Genomic DNA, 16,552 nt, shown 5'->3' on the forward strand with positions numbered 1-16,552 from the left:
CAGGCGTGCGCCACTCGTCGAGGGCGTGTGCGGCCGAGGATCAGGTGATGACACCCAGCAGCGCACGGGCACACAGGTCCCGCACCTGCTCCAGGGTCGACTCGCCGTCGCGCAGCCACTCCAGGCACACGGCCGTGGTGAAGGCGAGCCAGCCCCGGACGGCCAGACGCACCCGCGGATCGCCGCCGAAGGCGGGCCCGAACTCGGGGTCGGCCGCGAGGGCCGCCAGGATCTGCCGCTCCTGGGCGGCCAGCGCCCGCTGGTAGACGCGGTGTACGGCACGGTCGCCGGCCGCGTCGGCACGGTGGAAGGCGCGGAAGCCGTGGGCGTGGGCCCGCACATAGCCGAGGTAGGTGTCGAGACCGGCGGTGAGCTGCTCGCGGACCGGCACCCCGGGCACGGCCGCGGTCATGCGCAGCATCCGCTCGCTCTCCCGCTCCACGACCGCGGCGAAGAAGTCCCGCTTGTTCGGGAAGTAGTGGTACAGCAGCCCGCGGGAGACCCCGGCTATCCCGGCGACCTGCTCGATCCGCACCTCGTCGTAGGGGCTCTCGGAGAACAGCCTCGCGCCGACCGACAGCAGCTGCTCACGGCGCTCCTCGGTGCTGAGCCTGCGCCGGGCGCGTTCCCCCTGGTTAGCGGGCATGGCGACACTTTACTTGACGCCGGTTCAGCAGCGGGACGACACTGGAGCCCTTATTGAACTCACGTACAACACGTGCGTTCCACAGGTCCAACGGTCCGCCGGCTCCAGGGAGGTCGTCATGGCGGAGGCGGCACAGACCGGGTTGCCGAGGGGTTTCCGGAGCGCGGAGCGGGGCTGGCCCGAACTGCACCGCATCCCGCACCCGCCGCGCAGGCTGCCCCTGCTCGGCGACGTGCTCGGCGCCGACCGGCGCCGCCCGTTGCAGGACACCATGCGCTTCGGGCGCGAGCTGGGACCGGTCTTCCGGCGCCGGGCGTTCGGCAAGGAGTTCGTGTTCGTGTGGGGGGCGCCGCTCGTCGCGGACCTCGCGGACGAGTCCCGGTTCGCCAAGCACGTCGGGCTCGGGGTGGCCAATCTGCGGCCCGTCGCCGGTGACGGCCTGTTCACCGCCTACAACCACGAGCCGAACTGGCAGCTGGCGCACGACGTGCTGGCGCCCGGGTTCGGCCGGGAGGCCATGGAGGGCTACCACGCGATGATGCTGGCGGTCGCCGGCCGGCTCACCGACCACTGGGACCGCCGGGCCGCGGCCGGGCACACCGTGGACGTGCCCGGCGACATGACCAAGCTGACCCTGGAGACGATCGCGCGCACCGGGTTCGGGCACGACTTCGGCTCCTTCGAGCGGGAGCGGCCGCACCCCTTCGTCACGGCGATGGTCGGCACCCTCACGTACGCCCAGCGGCTGAACAGCGTGCCCGGGCCGCTGGCCCCGCTGCTGCTGCGCGCCGCCGCCCGGCGCAACGCGGCCGACATGGCCCACCTCGACCGGACGGTCGACGACCTGGTGGCGGCCCGGCGCCGGTCCGGTGGCGACGGCGACCTGCTGGACCGCATGCTGGAGACGGCGCACCCGCGAACGGGTGAGCGGCTGTCCGCGGAGAACGTCCGCAAGCAGGTGATCACGTTCCTGGTCGCGGGCCACGAGACGACCTCGGGCGCGCTCTCCTTCGCCCTGTACTACCTGGCACGGCACCCGGAGGTCGCCGCCCGGGCCCGCGCCGAGGTGGACCGGGTCTGGGGCGACACCCCGCAGCCCGGTTACGACCGGGTCGCCAAGCTGCGCTACGTCCGCCGCGTGCTCGACGAGTCGCTGCGGCTGTGGCCGACCGCGCCGGCCTTCGCCCGGGAGGCCCGGCAGGACACGGTGCTCGCCGGGCGGCATCCGATGCGACGGGGCGCGTGGGCGCTGGTGCTGACGCCCATGCTGCACCGCGACCCCGAGGTGTGGGGAGAGGACGCCGAGCGGTTCGACCCCGACCGGTTCGACACGGGAGCCGTACGGGCCCGGCCGGCCCACACCTTCAAGCCGTTCGGCACCGGGGCGCGGGCCTGCATCGGCCGGCAGTTCGCGATCCACGAGGCGACCCTGGTCCTCGGCCTGCTGCTGCGCCGCTACGACCTGAGCCTGGTCCCCGGCTACCGGCTGACCGTCACCGAACGCCTGACCCTGATGCCGCACGGACTGCGGCTGCGGCTGGAACCGCGCCCCGCGCGAGCCGCCGAACCACCGGCGGACGCCGGACCCGTGACGGACGCCGGACCCGCGCCGGACGCCGGAGACGTGCCGGTGCCGCGGGAGGGGGCGCGGGCTGCGGCTCGCTGCCCGGCCGACGGCGGGACCGCGTCGGTCCCGGTGCCGCGCGACGCCGGCCGGTCAGCCGGCGGCTGTCCAGTGCGCGGGACGGGTGACTGACCCGGGCAGCCGGGTGCCGGCGCTCCCCCGGGCCGCTGCGAGCTGCGGCTGGGTCAGGAAGAAGGCGCCGGTGAGGTCCGCGCCGGTCAGGTCCGTGTCCCGCAGGTCGGCACCGATCAGGTCGGCACCGCGCAGGTCGGCTCCGGTGAGGTCGGCGGCGATGAGGCAGGCGCCGCGCAGGCTCGCCCCGCGCAGGTCGGCACCCCTCAGCCGGGCGCCGGCGAGGTCCGCGCCCCGGCGGTCCTTGCCCTTGCCCTTGCCCTTCCCCTTGCCGCCGGCAGCGGCCCGGACCAGGTCGCTGGTGCGCAGCAGATGCACGTTGACCTCCTGCCGGTGCGCGGCCACGTCCAGCGCGGCCAGTTCCTCGGGGGTCTGCCTGGTGAGCTGTTCGGTTCGCTCCAGCGCCCGCCGCAGATCGGCGTGGACCGGACGGGCGGCGGGCAGGCTCAGGGCCTCCGTCAGGTACCACAGCAGTTCCTGCAGCTGCCGGACGACCGGGAACACGTCGAACATCCGGCGCGCGTCCTCCTTCGACGCGGTACGCCAGTCCTGCCCGCCGAAGGTGACCCACGAGACCTTCTGACCGGCGCCGAAGCAGTCGTAGACCGTGCAGCCGGCGAAGCCCTTGTCGCGCAGGTCCGCGTGGATGCCGCAGCGGTGGTCGCGCCCGAGGTTCGGGCACGGTGTGCCGGCGGGCTTGTCGAGCGCGAAGTCGGTGGAGCGGGCGAAGGGCAGCGCGACACAGCACAGCCCGAAGCACTGGGCGCAGTCACCGCGCAGATCGGAGGGTTCGACTATCTGGTCCGGCATGGAGTCCAGCCTACTGACCTGCGAAGCCGCCCTGTCCACCACCGGCCGCCGCGGAGCCGGACCGCTCACGACCGGCCGCCGCCCGGCCAGGCCGTCCACCCCGGACCGCCGCGGAGCCGGACCCCTCACGACCGGGCCGGAGCCGTCGCCCGGCGCCGTGTCTCAGGCCTCGTCGCGGGCGAGGGCCAGCAGCCGGTCCAGTACCCGGGGCGCGCCCGTCCGCAGGCCGTCGTGCTCGTACTCGTCGGTGACCCAGGTGCGCAGGCCGCGAATGGCGCGCGCGGTCTCCAGCGCGTGGGCGGTGTCGACGTACATGTCGTCGTGGTAGATGGCGGCGGCGACCGGGACCTCGTTGACGGCCAGCCGGGCGGGGTCGTACAGCGGACGCCAGTCGGTGCGGGCGGCGAGCAGGGCGGCCGTCTCGCGCAGCGGGCGCAGGGCGGGGTCGGCGTCGAACATCCAGGGGTGGACGGTCTCGCCGGTGAAGAGCACCGGGGTGTCGCCCGCGAGCGCCTTCGCCGCGTCGAACTGCGGGAATTCGGCGCGTACGCGTTCGGCGGCCCAGGCGGTGGGGCGGGCGTCCTGGCCGTAGATCGTCTCGTGGACGAGCGCGTAGAGGGGGTTCGAGGCGTACGACAGCAGGGACTGCGCCTGTTCCTGGAAGGCGTCGGAGAGGTCGAGGCCGCCGGGGGTGCGCACGAAGGCGTCCTCCAGCAGGTGGTGCAGGCGGTGGCTGCCGTCGCTGGTGCCGAGCATCAGGCCGAGGGACTGGAAGGCCTCGACCGTGAACCGGTAGCCGTTCGGCAGGACCACGTCGTGGGTGAGGAGGTGGTCGGCGATCCGGCGGGCCCGTTCGACGTCCTGCGGATAGCGGGCGTAGTGCGCGCCGACCTTGCGCTCGACGCGCGGGTAGGCGGAGCGGTAGACGTCGTCGGCGTGGGCGTTCAGGGAGGGCAGGCCACCGGTGATCACGGCGGTGTGCAGGCCCTCGGGGGCGAGGGAGAGGTACGACACCGTGCAGAAGCCGCCGAAGCTCTGCCCGAGCACGGTCCACGGGGCGCCGCCGGTGACCTGCGGACGGATGGCCTCGCAGTCCCGGACGATGGAGTCGGCGCGGAAGCGGGTGAGGTAGTCGGCCTGCTCGGCGGGGCCGCCGCGCAGCGGAAGCGTCTGGCGGGTGGCGGGCGTGGAACTGCCGGTGCCGCGCTGGTCCAGCAGGAGGACGCGATGGTCCTGCAGGGCCCGGGCGAGCCAGGCCTGCCGTCCGACGAAACGATTCGCCCCGAAGCCGGGGCCGCCCTGCAGGTACAGCAGCCAGGGCAGATCCTGTCCCGCCTTGTCGCTCGCGACCGCCTCGCGTGCGTACAGCTCGATCGTCTCGCCTCCCGGGTCGGCGTGGTCCAGGGGCACGGTGAAGCGGCGGTCGGTGAGGACGACACCGGGCTGGCGGTAGCTGAGGCTCAACGGGGCTCCCGGGACGGATGGGGATGGACGCGTTCCAGTTCAGCACATGACCATGCGCGGGCCGACCCCCGGGATCATGCATTGTTACTGAACTTCGAGTCAGCGGGCGGCCAGGCTCGAGCGGCGCACCAGCGGCGCCGGGAGAGGCGGGAGAATGAGGGGAGGCGGGGAAGGGAGAAGGCGGCGCGGACCGCGGGTGGCGGCTTCGCCCACTACCCTGCACTCGTCCGACGACCGACAGCGAGGAGCCGCGATGCGTGTCGCCCTGTTCCTGACCTGTGTCAACGACACGCTCTATCCGGACACCGGCCGTGCCGTGGTGAAACTGCTGACCAGGCTGGGTGTGGAGGTCGACTTCCCGATGGGCCAGACCTGCTGCGGGCAGGCCCACTACAACACCGGTTACCGGCACGAGGCGGAGCCGCTCGCCCGGCATTTCTCCGACGTCTTCGGCGCGTACGAGGCGATCGTGACCCCGTCCGGCTCCTGCGGGGCGATGGTGCGGGAGCTGTATCCGCGGATGGGCGAACGGGCGCGCGCCGAGGGACGCGGAGACTCGCTCGCGGCCACCTTGGCGCCGGTGGCGCCCAAGACGTACGAACTCACCGAGTTCCTGGTCGACGTGCTGGGTGTGACGGACGTCGGCGCCTGGTACCCGCACACCGTCACCTACCACCCCACCTGCCACGGGCTGCGCTCCCTCGGGCTCGGTGACCGGCCCCGGCGGCTGCTGGCGGCGGTGAAGGGGCTGGAGCTGGTCGAGCTGCCGGACGCCGAGGAGTGCTGCGGGTTCGGCGGCACGTTCGCGCTGAAGAACGCCGAGGTGTCGGCGGCGATGGGCGCGGACAAGGTGCGCAACGCCGAGTCGACGGGCGCCGAGGTGCTGTGCGCGGCCGACAGTTCCTGCCTGATGCACATCGGCGGCACGATGAGCCGGCTGCGGACGGGCATGCGACCGGTGCACATCGCGGAGATCCTGGCGAGCACGGAGGAGGAACCGGCGGAATGAGCGCGACGTTCGTCGGCATGCCAGCCTTCCCGGAGGCGGCTCGTGCGGCCGTGCACGACCCCACGCTGCGCGGCAATCTGCGGCACGCCACGCACACCATCCGGGCCAAACGCGCCGTGGCGGTGGGCGAGTTGTCCGACTGGGCGGAGCTGCGGGAGGCGGGCCGCCGGATCAAGGACCACACCCTGCGGCATCTGGACCGCTACCTGGTGCAGTTGGAGGGCGCGGTCACCGCGGCGGGCGGTACGGTCCACTGGGCGGCCGACGCCGACGAGGCCAACCGGATCGTGGCGCGCCTGGTCGGGGAGACCGGCGAGCGCGAGGTGGTCAAGGTCAAGTCGATGGCCACGCAGGAGATCGGGCTCAACGAGGCGCTCGAGACCGAGGGCATCCGCGCCTACGAGACCGATCTCGCCGAGCTGATCGTGCAGTTGGGCAAGGACCGGCCCTCGCACATCCTCGTCCCCGCCATCCACCGCAACCGCGGTGAGATCCGGGACATCTTCGCGAGCGAGATGGGCGAGTGGGGGCGCCCGGCCCCCGAGGCACTGACCGACGACCCCGCCGATCTCGCCGAGGCGGCCCGGCTGCATCTGCGGGAGAAGTTCCTGCGCGCGAAGGTCGGCGTCTCCGGCGCCAACTTCATGGTCGCCGAGACCGGCACACTCGTCGTCGTGGAGTCCGAGGGAAACGGCCGGATGTGCCTGACCCTGCCGGAGACGCTGATCTCCGTGGTCGGCATCGAGAAGGTGGTGCCCACCTGGCGGGACCTTGAGGTCTTCCTGCAGACCCTGCCCCGCTCCTCCACCGCCGAGCGGATGAACCCGTACACGAGCATGTGGACGGGCACCACGGACGGCGACGGCCCGCGGGCCTTCCACCTGGTGCTCCTCGACAACGGCCGCACCGACACGCTCGCCGACGAGGTCGGCCGACAGGCCCTGCGCTGCATCCGCTGCTCGGCCTGCCTGAACGTCTGCCCGGTCTACGAGCGCGCCGGCGGACACGCCTACGGCTCGGTCTACCCCGGCCCGATCGGCGCCATCCTCAGCCCCCAGCTCCGGGGCACCGCCAGCGAGATCGACGCCTCCCTGCCGTACGCCTCGTCCCTGTGCGGGGCCTGCTACGAGGTGTGTCCCGTCGCCATCGACATCCCGGAGGTGCTGGTGCACCTGCGGGAGCGGGTGGTCGAGGGCGGCCCCGCGGTGCGCGAGGGCAACAGGGTCGTCCTGAAGCCCGCCCGGGGGCACGCGGCCGAGCGGGCCGCCATGCGGGCCGCACGCTGGGCCTTCGGTCACCCCGGAGCCCTGCGCACCGGCCAGCGCCTGGCGTCCCGCACCCGGCGGCTGCACCCCCGTACCCTGCCGGGCCCGGGCAGGGCGTGGAGCGGCACCCGGGACCTTCCGGCCGTACCGGCGGAACCCTTCCGGGACTGGTGGCAGCGCACGCGCGGCGGACAGGAGGGTGCCCGATGAGCAGCAGGGACCGGATCCTGGGCCGGGTGCGGCGGGCGCTCGCCGACGTCCCCCCGGACGACCCGCCCTACGAGGAGGCCGTGGAGCGGGACTATCTGCGCGCGCACGGGGAGCGGACGACCGAGCGGACGGTGGAACTGCTGGCGGAGAACCTGGCGGACTACCGCGCGATCGTCCACCGCTGCGCCGCGCGGGAGGTGTCCGGGCTCCTGACGCGGCTGCTGGCCGAGCACGGCTCCCAGGAGGTGCTGGTGCCGCCCGGACTGCCGCCGGAGTGGCTGTCCGCGGCCGGCGCCGTGCGCATCCACGACCGGGCGGCCGACCCGCCGCAGCGGCTGGACCGGGTGGACAGCGTGGTCACGGGGTGCGCCCTGGCGATCGCCGAGACCGGGACCCTCATCCTGGACGGCTCCCCCGACCAGGGCCGGCGCCGCATCTCGCTCGTCCCGGACCACCACATCTGTGTCGTGCGGGTGCCGGACCAGGTCGTCGCCTCCGTCCCGCAGGCGCTCGAACGTCTCGACCCGGCCCGCCCGTCGACCTGGATCTCCGGCCCGTCGGCCACCAGCGACATCGAGCTGGACCGGGTGGAGGGCGTGCACGGCCCGCGCAGGCTGGAAGTGGTCCTGCTCGGCTGACGGCTCCGCTGGTCCGCCGGTCGGGCCAAGGCCGGGTGACGGCCGGTGCGGCCGGCCGTAGCGTGAGGGAATGATCCGGTTCGAGCAGGTCACCAAGCGGTATCCGGACGGTACGACGGCCGTGGACGACCTCTCCTTCGAGGTGACCGAGGGCGAGCTGGTCACCCTCGTCGGGCCGTCCGGGTGCGGCAAGACGACGACCATGATGATGGTGAACCGGCTCATCGAGCCGACCTCGGGCCGGATCTTCGTCGGCGACGAGGACATCGCGGACGTCGATCCGGTGCGGCTGCGCCGCCGCATCGGCTACGTGATCCAGCAGGTCGGTCTCTTTCCGCACCGCACCGTCCTGGACAACACCGCGACCGTGCCGTCGCTGCTCGGCTGGAAGCGGGCCAGGGCCCGGGACCGCGCGGCGGAACTGCTCGACCTGGTGGGACTCGACCCCGGGACGTACGGGTCGCGCTATCCGGAGCAGCTCTCCGGCGGGCAGCGGCAGCGGGTCGGCGTGGCGCGGGCGCTGGCGGCGGACCCGCCGGTGCTGCTGATGGACGAGCCGTTCGGCGCGGTCGACCCGGTGGTGCGCGAGCAGTTGCAGGACGAGTTCCTGCGGATGCAGGCCGCTGTGCGCAAGACGGTGCTGCTGGTCACCCACGACATCGAGGAGGCCGTCCGGCTCGGCGATCGCATCGCCGTCTACGGCGAGGGCCGTATCGAGCAGTTCGACACGCCCGGCACGGTGCTCGGGGCGCCCGCGACCCCGTACGTCGCCGGATTCGTGGGCGCCGACCGGGGGCTGAAGCGGCTGTCGGTCACCGCGATCGAGCCGGACGACCTGGAGCAGCCCCCCGTGGCCCGGCCGGACGAATCCGCCGAACGGGCGCGCGAGCGGCTGCGGTCGGAGGGCTCCCGCTGGGCGGTCGTCCTGGACGCTGACGGGGACCTGCACGGCTGGGTGGGCATCGACGAGCTGACGCCGGGCGGCACCGTCGGCGACCTCGCCCACCGGATGACCGCCTGGGTGCCGGTGGGCACGCCGCTGAAGCAGGCCTTCGGGGTGATGCTCCAGTACGACGCCGGGTGGGTCGCGGTGCTGGACGGGGCGCGTTTCCTCGGCGTGCTGACCCCGGCGAAGCTGCACGAGGCGCTGCGCCGCTCGGTGGACGCGGACGCGCGCGGCGTGGCACGCGGTCAGGTGCCCTTCGACTCGGTGTCGGACGCCTGACACGACCTGCTTCCGGCTGTCGCAGCAGGCCCTCGGCCTTCGGATTCCGGCCGTTACAGCAGGCCCTTGTCCTTCAGATACGTGTGGGCCACGTCGGCGGGGAGCCGGCGCCAGCTGTCGACCTGCCGGTCGAGGTCGGCGAGGTCGCGGGTGGTGAGGACGTCGTTGAGCCTGCCGAGCGCCTTCACGATGCCGGCACCGCCCGCGCGGGACCGGTTGACGACCGGGACCACGTAGTCGGCGTTCTGCAGATGCCTGTCGTCGGCGAGCAGGACCAGTCCGAACTGGTCGAGCGTTGCGTCGGTGGTGGTGGTCAGCACCAGCTGGTCCCGGCCGTCCTGCACGGCCCGCTTGGCCTGTGTGGTGCCGACGCCCTTGGGGTCGACCCCGGTGATGTCGATGCCGTACACCTTCTTCAGGCCCGGCTCGCAGTACGGGCGTTGTACGCACTCGTCGCCGGCCGCGAGCCGTACCGGCAGTTTCGAGGCGCCCAGGTCGCTGAGGGTCTTCAGGTGGTGCTGCCGGGCGTACGCCGCGCTCACGGCGAACGCGTTCTGGTCGACGGCCCGGCCCGGCGGGAGGACGGTCAGGCCGCGGGGGGTGGCGAGCGCGCGCAGGGCCTTCATCGTGGCGTCGAGGTCGGGCGAGCCGACCGGTTTCGCGTCGGCGCCGTGGGCCTTGGCGTTGAGCCAGTCGGCGAAGGTGGCCGCGTACTCGGACACGACGTCGATCTGGCCGGACTCCAGCGCCGGTTCGTACAGCTCCCGGTTGGCGACCGTGAGCATGGACGTCCTGTAGCCGGCCCGGTCGAGCAGCTGGGCGTACATCTGGGCGAGCAGATCGCTCTCGGTGAAGCCGGCCGAGCCGATGGTCAGGTGGCGGCTGTCCCCGGGCGGTGCGGTGACCTGGCCGCGGTTCTCCAGGGAGGGGCCGCCGGAGCAGGCCGCGAGGGTGGCGAGGGCGACGGCCGCCAGGGCGCTCCGGGCGTTCACCGGCCGCCCCTGGCCCACCCCGGTGCCAGCCGTTCGGCGACTTCGAAGAGAGCCTCGACGCAGAGCGCGAACACCGCGACGAGGAGTGCGCCGGCGACGACCTGGGGTGTACTGGCGAGGTTGAAGCCCGCCGTGATGATCCGGCCGAGGCCGCCGCCGCCCGCGAGCGCGGCGATGGTGGCGGTGGCGACGAGCTGCACGGCGGCGATCCGCACCCCGTTCATGACCATCGGGAGCGCGAGGGGCAGCTCAACGCGGAACAGCGTCTGGCGCCCGGTCATCCCCATGCCCCGGGCCGCCTGCACGGTGCTGCGGTCGACCTCGCGCATGCCGACGTAGGCGTTGGTGAGCAGCGGCGGCACGGCGAACAGCACCAGGGCGACGACCGTGGGGCCCTCGCCCCACCTCCCGACCGGGGTGAGGAGCAGCAGGACCAGGACGGCGAAGGTGGGAACGGCGCGGCCGACGTTGGAGATGTTGACCGCGAGTGCGCCGCCCTTGCCGAGATGGCCGAGGACCAGGGCGACGGGCAGCGCGATCAGGCAGCTGATCAGCAGGCAGACCACGGTGAGCAGGAGATGCTGCAGGAGCCGGTGCCGGACGCCGTCGTCACCCGACCAGTGCGCGGGGTCGGTGAGCCAGTCCCAGGTGGCGGTGAGGGTGTTCACGCCCGGCTCGCCCTCGTCCAGGGAGTGATCAGCCACTGCACTCCCAGCAGGAGCAGGTCGGCGGCGATCGCGATCAGGACGCACAGCACGGACGCGGTCAGCACCTGGGCCTTGAAGTAGGTGTTCATGCCCGCGTAGATGAGGTTCCCGAGGCCGCCGAATCCGACGATCGCCCCGACCGTGACCAGGGAGACCGCCGAGACGGTGGCGATGCGCAGTCCGGCCATGGCGGCGGGCAGGGCGAGGGGCAGTTCGACGGCGAGCAGGAGGCGGACGGGGCCGTAGCCGAGGCCGCGCGCGGCCTGCCGGGTCTCCTCCGGGACGGCGCGCAGGCCGGCGAGGATGTTCCGGACGAGCAGGGTGAGCGAGTACAGGACCAGCCCGGCGACGACGAGGGTCGCCGAGAGGCCGTAGAGGGGCAGGAGCAGGGAGAACATCGCCAGGGACGGGATGGTGTACAGGATCGTCGTCGCGGCGAGGACCGGGCCGGCCGCCCAGCCCCAGCGGCGCGCGAGCACCGCGAGGGGGAGGGCGATGGCCAGGCCGACGAGGACCGAGAGCGCGGTCAGCCGGACGTGCTGGACCATCGCGTCGAGCAGGATCTGCTGACGGGAGCTGAGGTAGGCGCCGCAGATCCACTCGTTGCGCGCGAGGCAGTCGTCCGGGGGCGCGGTCACGGGTCCATTGCACCGGGCGGACGACGGGGCGGCGCGTTGTGGTGGCCCGTACGGGGGCTCGAGGGTGCGGGGGTGCTGCTTCGCTCAGACCGGGGGTGCTGCGTCACAGGGGCCGGAGGTGCTGCATCACGCCGGCCGGTGGTGCTGCATCACGCCGGCCGGTGGTGCTCCTTCACGCCGGCCGGTGGTGCTCCTCCACGCCGGCCGCGTCCAGCAGGGTGGTCACCGTGGCCGTGGCGAGTCCGTCGTCCAGGCGTTCGACCCCGGCGCCGGCCCGGGCGCTGGCGCCGTCGAAGACGAGCAGGAGCTGCCGGGCGAGCAGCTCGGGGTCGCGGGCGCCGCCCCGCTCCGCCTCGGTGCGAAAGGCGTCCGTCAGGCCTGTCTTCACCGATCGGGCGACCGCGTTCGCCGGGTGCCCGGGGTCCTTCAGTTCCACCAGCGCGGCCAGATAGGGGCAGCCGTGGAAGCCGGCGTCCGCGGAGTTCCTCTCCAGCTGTGCGAAGACGTACAGGATCCGCTCGCGCGGGGTGGCGGCCTCCGGATCGGGGTGGGCGAGCCGGGCCTCGTACCCCGGGACCCGCCGCTCCAGGCTCGCGGCGAGCATCTCGTCCTTGCCCGGAAAGAGCTGGTACATCGTTCGCTTGGAGACCCCCGCCTCCCGGCAGAGCGCCTCGATGCCGACGGAGACCCCGTCACGGTAGGAGAGCCGCGCGGTCGCGTCGAGCAGCCGGTCACGGGGTGACGCCTTGGGTGTGGAGGCCATAGCCCGAGGTTACCGCGCCACAGGCAAAAGGAAACCGATCGGTGTATGCACACAGGAGCCCCGCCGCCTCGTCCGGACCCACGTGACACGGGGACTGAACAAGCGCTTAGATAGCTGCCTGGAAGGCACTGCTCCCCGATCCCGCCGGAGGCCCCGTTGTTCACGTCCGTCGACGATGTCTCCGCCCGGCTCGCCGAGACCGGCTACATCGCCTCGCCCGCCGTCGCCACGACCGTCTTCCTCGCCGCCCGGCTGGGCAAGCCGCTGCTGGTGGAGGGCCCCGCCGGGGTGGGTAAGACCGAGCTGGCCAAAGCCGTCGCCCAGGTGTCCGGAGCCCGGCTGGTCCGGCTCCAGTGCTACGAGGGCGTGGACGAGTCCCGGGCCCTGTACGAGTGGAACCACGCCAAGCAGCTGCTGCGGATCACCGCGGGCCGCGACGAGAGCTGGGACGAGACCCGCACCGACATCTTCAGCGAGGAGTTCCTGCTCCCCCGCCCGCTGCTCACCGCCATCCGCGGCGACGAGCCGACCGTGCTGCTGATCGACGAGACCGACAAGGCCGATGTCGAGATGGAGGGCCTGCTGCTGGAGGTGCTCAGCGACTTCCAGATCACCGTCCCGGAGCTGGGCACCGTCACCGCGACCCGGCGCCCCTTCGTCGTCCTCACCTCCAACGCCGGCCGTGAGCTGTCCGAGGCGCTGCGCCGCCGCTGTCTGTTCCTGCACATCGGCTTCCCGGAGGAGGAGCTGGAGCGGCGGATCGTGCGGCTGAAGGTGCCCGGCCTCGGCGAGGCGCTGACCGAGTCGGTGGTGCGGGTCGTGGGGGCACTGCGCGCGATGGACCTGCGCAAGGCGCCGTCCGTCGCCGAGACCGTCGACTGGGCGCGCACCCTGCTGGCGCTGGGCGCCGACACGCTGGACGAGACGGTCGTACGGGACAGCCTCGGGGTGATCCTCAAGCATCAGGACGACATCCAGAAGGCGGCCGCGAAGCTCGACCTGGACGCACTGTGACCGACGTCGCCGGGCGGATCACCGGCCTGGTCGGGGCGCTGCGCGCGCACGGGGTGCGCATCGGCACCGGGGAGAGTGTGGACGCGGCCCACGCGGTGGAGGCGCTCGGGTTCGCCGACCGGGAGCTGCTGCGCGAGGGGCTGGCCGCGACGCTGCTGCACGGCCCCGGCCAACGGGTGGTGTTCGACCCGGTCTTCGACCTGTACTTCCCGAGCGGGGTCGGCGGTCCGGACGGTGGTCCCGCGGACCGCGAGGCCCTGCGCGACCGGCTGGCCGAGGCGCTGGCGGCCGACGACCGCACGTTGCTGGCCCGACTGGCGGCGGAGGCCGTCGAAGGCCTCGGCGGGTACGGGAACACGCCCGGCTCCGACGGCTGGTCGGCGTACCAGACCCTCGACCGGCTGCGCCCGCAGACCCTGCTGGCCCGGGTGCGGGCCGACGTCCGGGGCCGGGACGGGAACGGCGCCGGGTTCGCGGACCGGTTGCTGGACGACGAGATCCGCGGCCGGATCGAGGAGTTCCGGCGGATGGTCGGGGCGGAGGCGCGGCGCCGGGTCGCCGAGCGGCGCGGCCGGGAGGAGATCGCCCGCCGGGGCGTACGGCCGACCGCCGACCGGGTGGACTTCCTGTACGCGGGCCGGGACCAACTGGCCGAACTGCGCAGGGTGGTCCAGCCGCTCGCGCGCAAACTGGCCACCCGGCTCGCCGCTCGGCGCCGGCGAGCGGCCCGCGGCACGATCGATCTGCGCCGCACCCTGCGCTCCTCGCTGTCCACGGGCGGGGTGCCGATGCGGCCGGTGCTGCGCAGGCGCCGCCCGGCCCGCCCCGAACTCGTGCTGCTGTGCGACGTCTCGGGCTCGGTGGCGGGCTTCTCCGACTTCACGATGCTGCTGGTGCAGGCGCTGCACGACCAGTTCAGCAAGATCCGCGTGTTCGCCTTCGTCAACCGGCTCGACGAGGTGACCGGCCTGCTCGACCACGGCCGCGCCGATCCCGACGGGCTCAGCGCCCGCATCCGCGCCGAGGCCACGCTCACCGGCTGGCACGGCAGCAGCGACTACGGGGTGGCGCTGGGCGAGTTCGCCGAGCGGTACGGCGACGCGGTCGGGCCGCGCACGACGGTGTTCGTGCTCGGGGACGCCCGGACGAACATGAGCGACCCGAACCTGCCCGCCCTACGCGCTGTCGCAGGACGGGCCCGCCGGGTGTACTGGCTGAACCCCGAGCCGCGCTCCCAGTGGGGCACCGGCGACTCCGCGGCACCCTCCTACGCCGGACTCGTCGAGATGCACGAGTGCCGTACGGCCCGCCAACTCGGCACACTGATCGCACGGCTGCTGCCGGTCTGACGCGGGGTGGCCGACGGCTCCGGCCCACGGGCACCCACCCGGCGCCGTCGCCCGTGTACCTCCGGCCCGGCCCGTCCACCCGGCACCCGGCACCCGGCACCCGGCACCCGGCACCCGGAAACAGAGACACCACCCACCGTTTTCCGACCGCCCACCCACGACCACCACCCCTCACCGGCCACCGGCCACCACCCCCGAACCGCCGCCCGCAGACGAGGACGTACGTCATGAGCCACCCGCCGGTACCGCTCGGCACCTTTCCCACCCCCGTCGAACCGGCGCCCCGGCTCGCCGCCGCGCTCGGGCTCGGTCCGCAGGACCTGTGGGTCAAACGGGACGATCTGACCGGGCTGGGCGGCGGCGGGAACAAGGTCCGCAAGCTGGAGTGGACGGTGGGCGCGGCGCTGGCGGAGGGCGCGGACACACTCGTCACCACCGGCGCCCCGCAGAGCAACCACGCCCGGCTGACGGCCGCCGCGGCCGCCCGGCTGGGCCTGGCCGCGGTGCTCGTGCTGCGCGGCTCACCGGGTGTGTCGCGGTCCGGGAACCTCGCCCTCGACGGGCAGCTGGGGGCCCGGCTGGCCTGGGCCGGCGACGTGGACCAGGCGGGCCTGGACGCCGCGGCCGCCGAGGTGTGCGCGCGGCTGCGCGCGGGCGGTGCGCGCCCCGCGCTGATCCCGTTCGGCGGGTCGAGCGCGCCGGGGGCACGGGGCTATGTGCGATGCGGCGAAGAGCTGCGGGCCCAGGTGCCGGACCTGCGCACGGTCGTGGTCGCGCTGGGCTCCGGCGGCACCATGGCCGGGCTGGTCGCCGCCCTGGGCCCGGAGTCGGTGCTCGGTGTCGACGTGGGCGCGCTGGCCGATCCGGCCGCCGCGGCGGCGCGGTTCGCGGGCCCGCTCACCACGGAGCAGGTCACGCCGGACCGGCTGCGGGTGCGCCGGGACCAGGTGGGCGGCGGGTACGCGGTGCTGACCGGGCCGGTGACGGAAGCGCTCCGGCTCGCCGCCCGCACCGAGGGCCTGATCCTGGACCCGACCTACACGGGCCGGGCCCTGGCCGGACTCCGCGCGGCCGTCGCCGACGGTGACGTCCGGCCGGGTGAGAGAACCGTGCTCCTGCACACCGGCGGCCTGCCCGGCCTGTTCGGCCACCCGGACGCCGTCGCACGCGCCGAGGAGGGGGCGGTGGCCTTCCCGGGCCGGCACCCCGAGAACGACGGTAGGTGACCATGTACGCCGTACCCCTCGGTGACGACGACGCCGAACCGTGCCCTCTCGGCCCCAGGCAGACCGCGGAGCCCCTCGGCACCGCGTCGGCGGGCGGCGCCTGCGAGCCGTGCGGGAAATTCCTCGGACGTCACCCGCAACCCCGGCCTGGGCCGGACGTCTGTCGGGATGGAGGCCTCCACTCCGACCTGATGCCCGACGCTCACGACCGAAGGAACACATGTCCGCACACCGCACCCCCCGCCCGATCCGCGCCCGCAGGCTGCGCACCGCCCTGGGGGCCTCCGCAGTAGGCGCGGCGCTGGCCGTCGCCGGCACCATGACCGCTCAGGCCGCCCAGGGCGCCCACCGCTCCCAGGCCCACTCCGGCACCACCGCAGCCCCCGCCCCGGCCCCGGCGAACGACCGGGCGACCCCGTCCCCGGCCCCGGCGGACAACCACGCCACCCCATCGCCGGCCCCCGCGGACGGCCACGGCACGCCGTCGCCGGTGCCCTCCCCCGTGCGTGGCACGGCCCCCGGGCCGGTGCCCGCGACGGGCACCCCCTCGCCCGTTCCGGCACCTCCCCGCGCGGCCACCCCTGGCCCCGTCCCCGTGCCGTCCACCCCCGCGTCCGGGCTCCGGGGCCCGGCGCACGTGCCGCACCACGGCCACGCCGCACCGGCGCCGGTTCCGCAGCACCACTGACGCACGGCCGGGGGGGGGGGGGGGGGGGGGGGGGGGGGGGGGGGGGCGCCCCCGCGCCCCCCCCCCGCGGGGCCCCCCCCCCCCGCGGGGGGGGGGCCGCCCGCCCGGCCCCCCCCCCCCCCACCACACCCGCACAGCGGGAGGAGGTGGGG

General features: G+C 74.1%; 16 protein-coding genes. 9 read left to right on the top strand and 7 right to left on the bottom strand.

The annotated features are described in order from the left end of the window. Positions 1-40: 40 nt before the first annotated feature. Entirely contained in the window at positions 41-646 is a 606-nt protein-coding gene (locus ACGFT2_RS03620) for a TetR/AcrR family transcriptional regulator (RefSeq protein ID WP_393273095.1), read from the bottom strand. Between the two features lie 118 nt (positions 647-764). Here ACGFT2_RS03620 and ACGFT2_RS03625 point away from each other — a divergent pair, with 118 nt between their 5' ends. Continuing rightward, positions 765-2,402 carry a cytochrome P450 gene (locus ACGFT2_RS03625; protein ID WP_393273096.1) on the top strand — a complete coding sequence of 546 codons (1,638 nt, stop codon included), beginning with the start codon at positions 765-767 and terminating at the stop codon, positions 2,400-2,402. Here the strand turns inward: ACGFT2_RS03625 and ACGFT2_RS03630 are convergent. After that, a complete protein-coding gene (locus tag ACGFT2_RS03630) occupies positions 2,364-3,212 on the bottom strand; it encodes a pentapeptide repeat-containing protein (RefSeq protein ID WP_393273098.1) in 849 nt (282 codons plus the stop codon). The genes ACGFT2_RS03625 and ACGFT2_RS03630 overlap by 39 nt on opposite strands. A gap of 162 nt (positions 3,213-3,374) precedes the next feature. Further along, entirely contained in the window at positions 3,375-4,676 is a 1,302-nt protein-coding gene (locus ACGFT2_RS03635) for an alpha/beta fold hydrolase (protein WP_393273100.1), read from the bottom strand. 253 nt (positions 4,677-4,929) lie between these two features. On the opposite strand from ACGFT2_RS03635, the gene ACGFT2_RS03640 reads away from it, so the two are divergent. From ACGFT2_RS03640 to ACGFT2_RS03655, 4 genes are all read left to right on the top strand, one after another. Next, positions 4,930-5,685, top strand: a complete 756-nt coding sequence (locus ACGFT2_RS03640) for a (Fe-S)-binding protein (protein WP_393273102.1) — start codon at positions 4,930-4,932, stop codon at positions 5,683-5,685. Then, positions 5,682-7,160: a LutB/LldF family L-lactate oxidation iron-sulfur protein gene (locus ACGFT2_RS03645; protein WP_393273104.1), complete on the top strand. Its 1,479-nt coding sequence runs from the start codon at positions 5,682-5,684 to the stop codon at positions 7,158-7,160. The genes ACGFT2_RS03640 and ACGFT2_RS03645 overlap by 4 nt, the downstream gene beginning before the upstream one ends. Beyond that, entirely contained in the window at positions 7,157-7,798 is a 642-nt protein-coding gene (locus ACGFT2_RS03650) for a lactate utilization protein C (protein WP_393273106.1), read from the top strand. The genes ACGFT2_RS03645 and ACGFT2_RS03650 overlap by 4 nt, the downstream gene beginning before the upstream one ends. Positions 7,799-7,868: 70 nt before the next feature. Next, a complete protein-coding gene (locus ACGFT2_RS03655) occupies positions 7,869-9,023 on the top strand; it encodes an ABC transporter ATP-binding protein (RefSeq protein WP_393273108.1) in 1,155 nt (384 codons plus the stop codon). A gap of 53 nt (positions 9,024-9,076) precedes the next feature. Here the strand turns inward: ACGFT2_RS03655 and ACGFT2_RS03660 are convergent, their stop codons facing one another. The 4 genes from ACGFT2_RS03660 to ACGFT2_RS03675 all read right to left on the bottom strand — a co-directional run bounded on the left by ACGFT2_RS03660 (position 9,077) and on the right by ACGFT2_RS03675 (position 12,123). Beyond that, entirely contained in the window at positions 9,077-10,015 is a 939-nt protein-coding gene (locus tag ACGFT2_RS03660) for an ABC transporter substrate-binding protein (RefSeq protein WP_393273109.1), read from the bottom strand. Next, positions 10,012-10,683 (bottom strand): ABC transporter permease, encoded by a 672-nt coding sequence (locus ACGFT2_RS03665; protein ID WP_393273865.1) that lies wholly within the window; start codon positions 10,681-10,683, stop codon positions 10,012-10,014. The genes ACGFT2_RS03660 and ACGFT2_RS03665 overlap by 4 nt, the downstream gene beginning before the upstream one ends. After that, complete coding sequence (locus tag ACGFT2_RS03670) at positions 10,680-11,360, bottom strand: ABC transporter permease (RefSeq protein ID WP_393273111.1); 681 nt, start codon at positions 11,358-11,360, stop codon at positions 10,680-10,682. The genes ACGFT2_RS03665 and ACGFT2_RS03670 overlap by 4 nt, the downstream gene beginning before the upstream one ends. 172 nt (positions 11,361-11,532) lie before the next feature. Beyond that, positions 11,533-12,123 carry a TetR/AcrR family transcriptional regulator gene (locus ACGFT2_RS03675; RefSeq protein WP_393273113.1) on the bottom strand — a complete coding sequence of 197 codons (591 nt, stop codon included), beginning with the start codon at positions 12,121-12,123 and terminating at the stop codon, positions 11,533-11,535. Positions 12,124-12,279: 156 nt separating this feature from the next. Between ACGFT2_RS03675 and ACGFT2_RS03680 the strand changes: the two genes are divergently transcribed. From ACGFT2_RS03680 to ACGFT2_RS03695, 4 genes are all read left to right on the top strand, one after another. After that, positions 12,280-13,137, top strand: a complete 858-nt coding sequence (locus ACGFT2_RS03680; RefSeq protein ID WP_393273114.1) for an AAA family ATPase — start codon at positions 12,280-12,282, stop codon at positions 13,135-13,137. Beyond that, a complete protein-coding gene (locus ACGFT2_RS03685; RefSeq protein WP_393273116.1) occupies positions 13,134-14,486 on the top strand; it encodes a VWA domain-containing protein in 1,353 nt (450 codons plus the stop codon). Before ACGFT2_RS03680 ends, ACGFT2_RS03685 begins: the two co-directional genes overlap by 4 nt. A gap of 227 nt (positions 14,487-14,713) precedes the next feature. Continuing rightward, complete coding sequence (locus ACGFT2_RS03690; protein WP_393273118.1) at positions 14,714-15,712, top strand: pyridoxal-phosphate dependent enzyme; 999 nt, start codon at positions 14,714-14,716, stop codon at positions 15,710-15,712. Positions 15,713-15,932: 220 nt separating this feature from the next. Beyond that, entirely contained in the window at positions 15,933-16,400 is a 468-nt protein-coding gene (locus ACGFT2_RS03695; protein WP_393273119.1) for a hypothetical protein, read from the top strand. The last annotated feature ends 152 nt before the right edge of the window (positions 16,401-16,552 follow it).

Source organism: Streptomyces sp. NPDC048514 (genome assembly GCF_043199955.1).
Classification (GTDB): Bacteria; Actinomycetota; Actinomycetes; order Streptomycetales; family Streptomycetaceae; genus Streptomyces.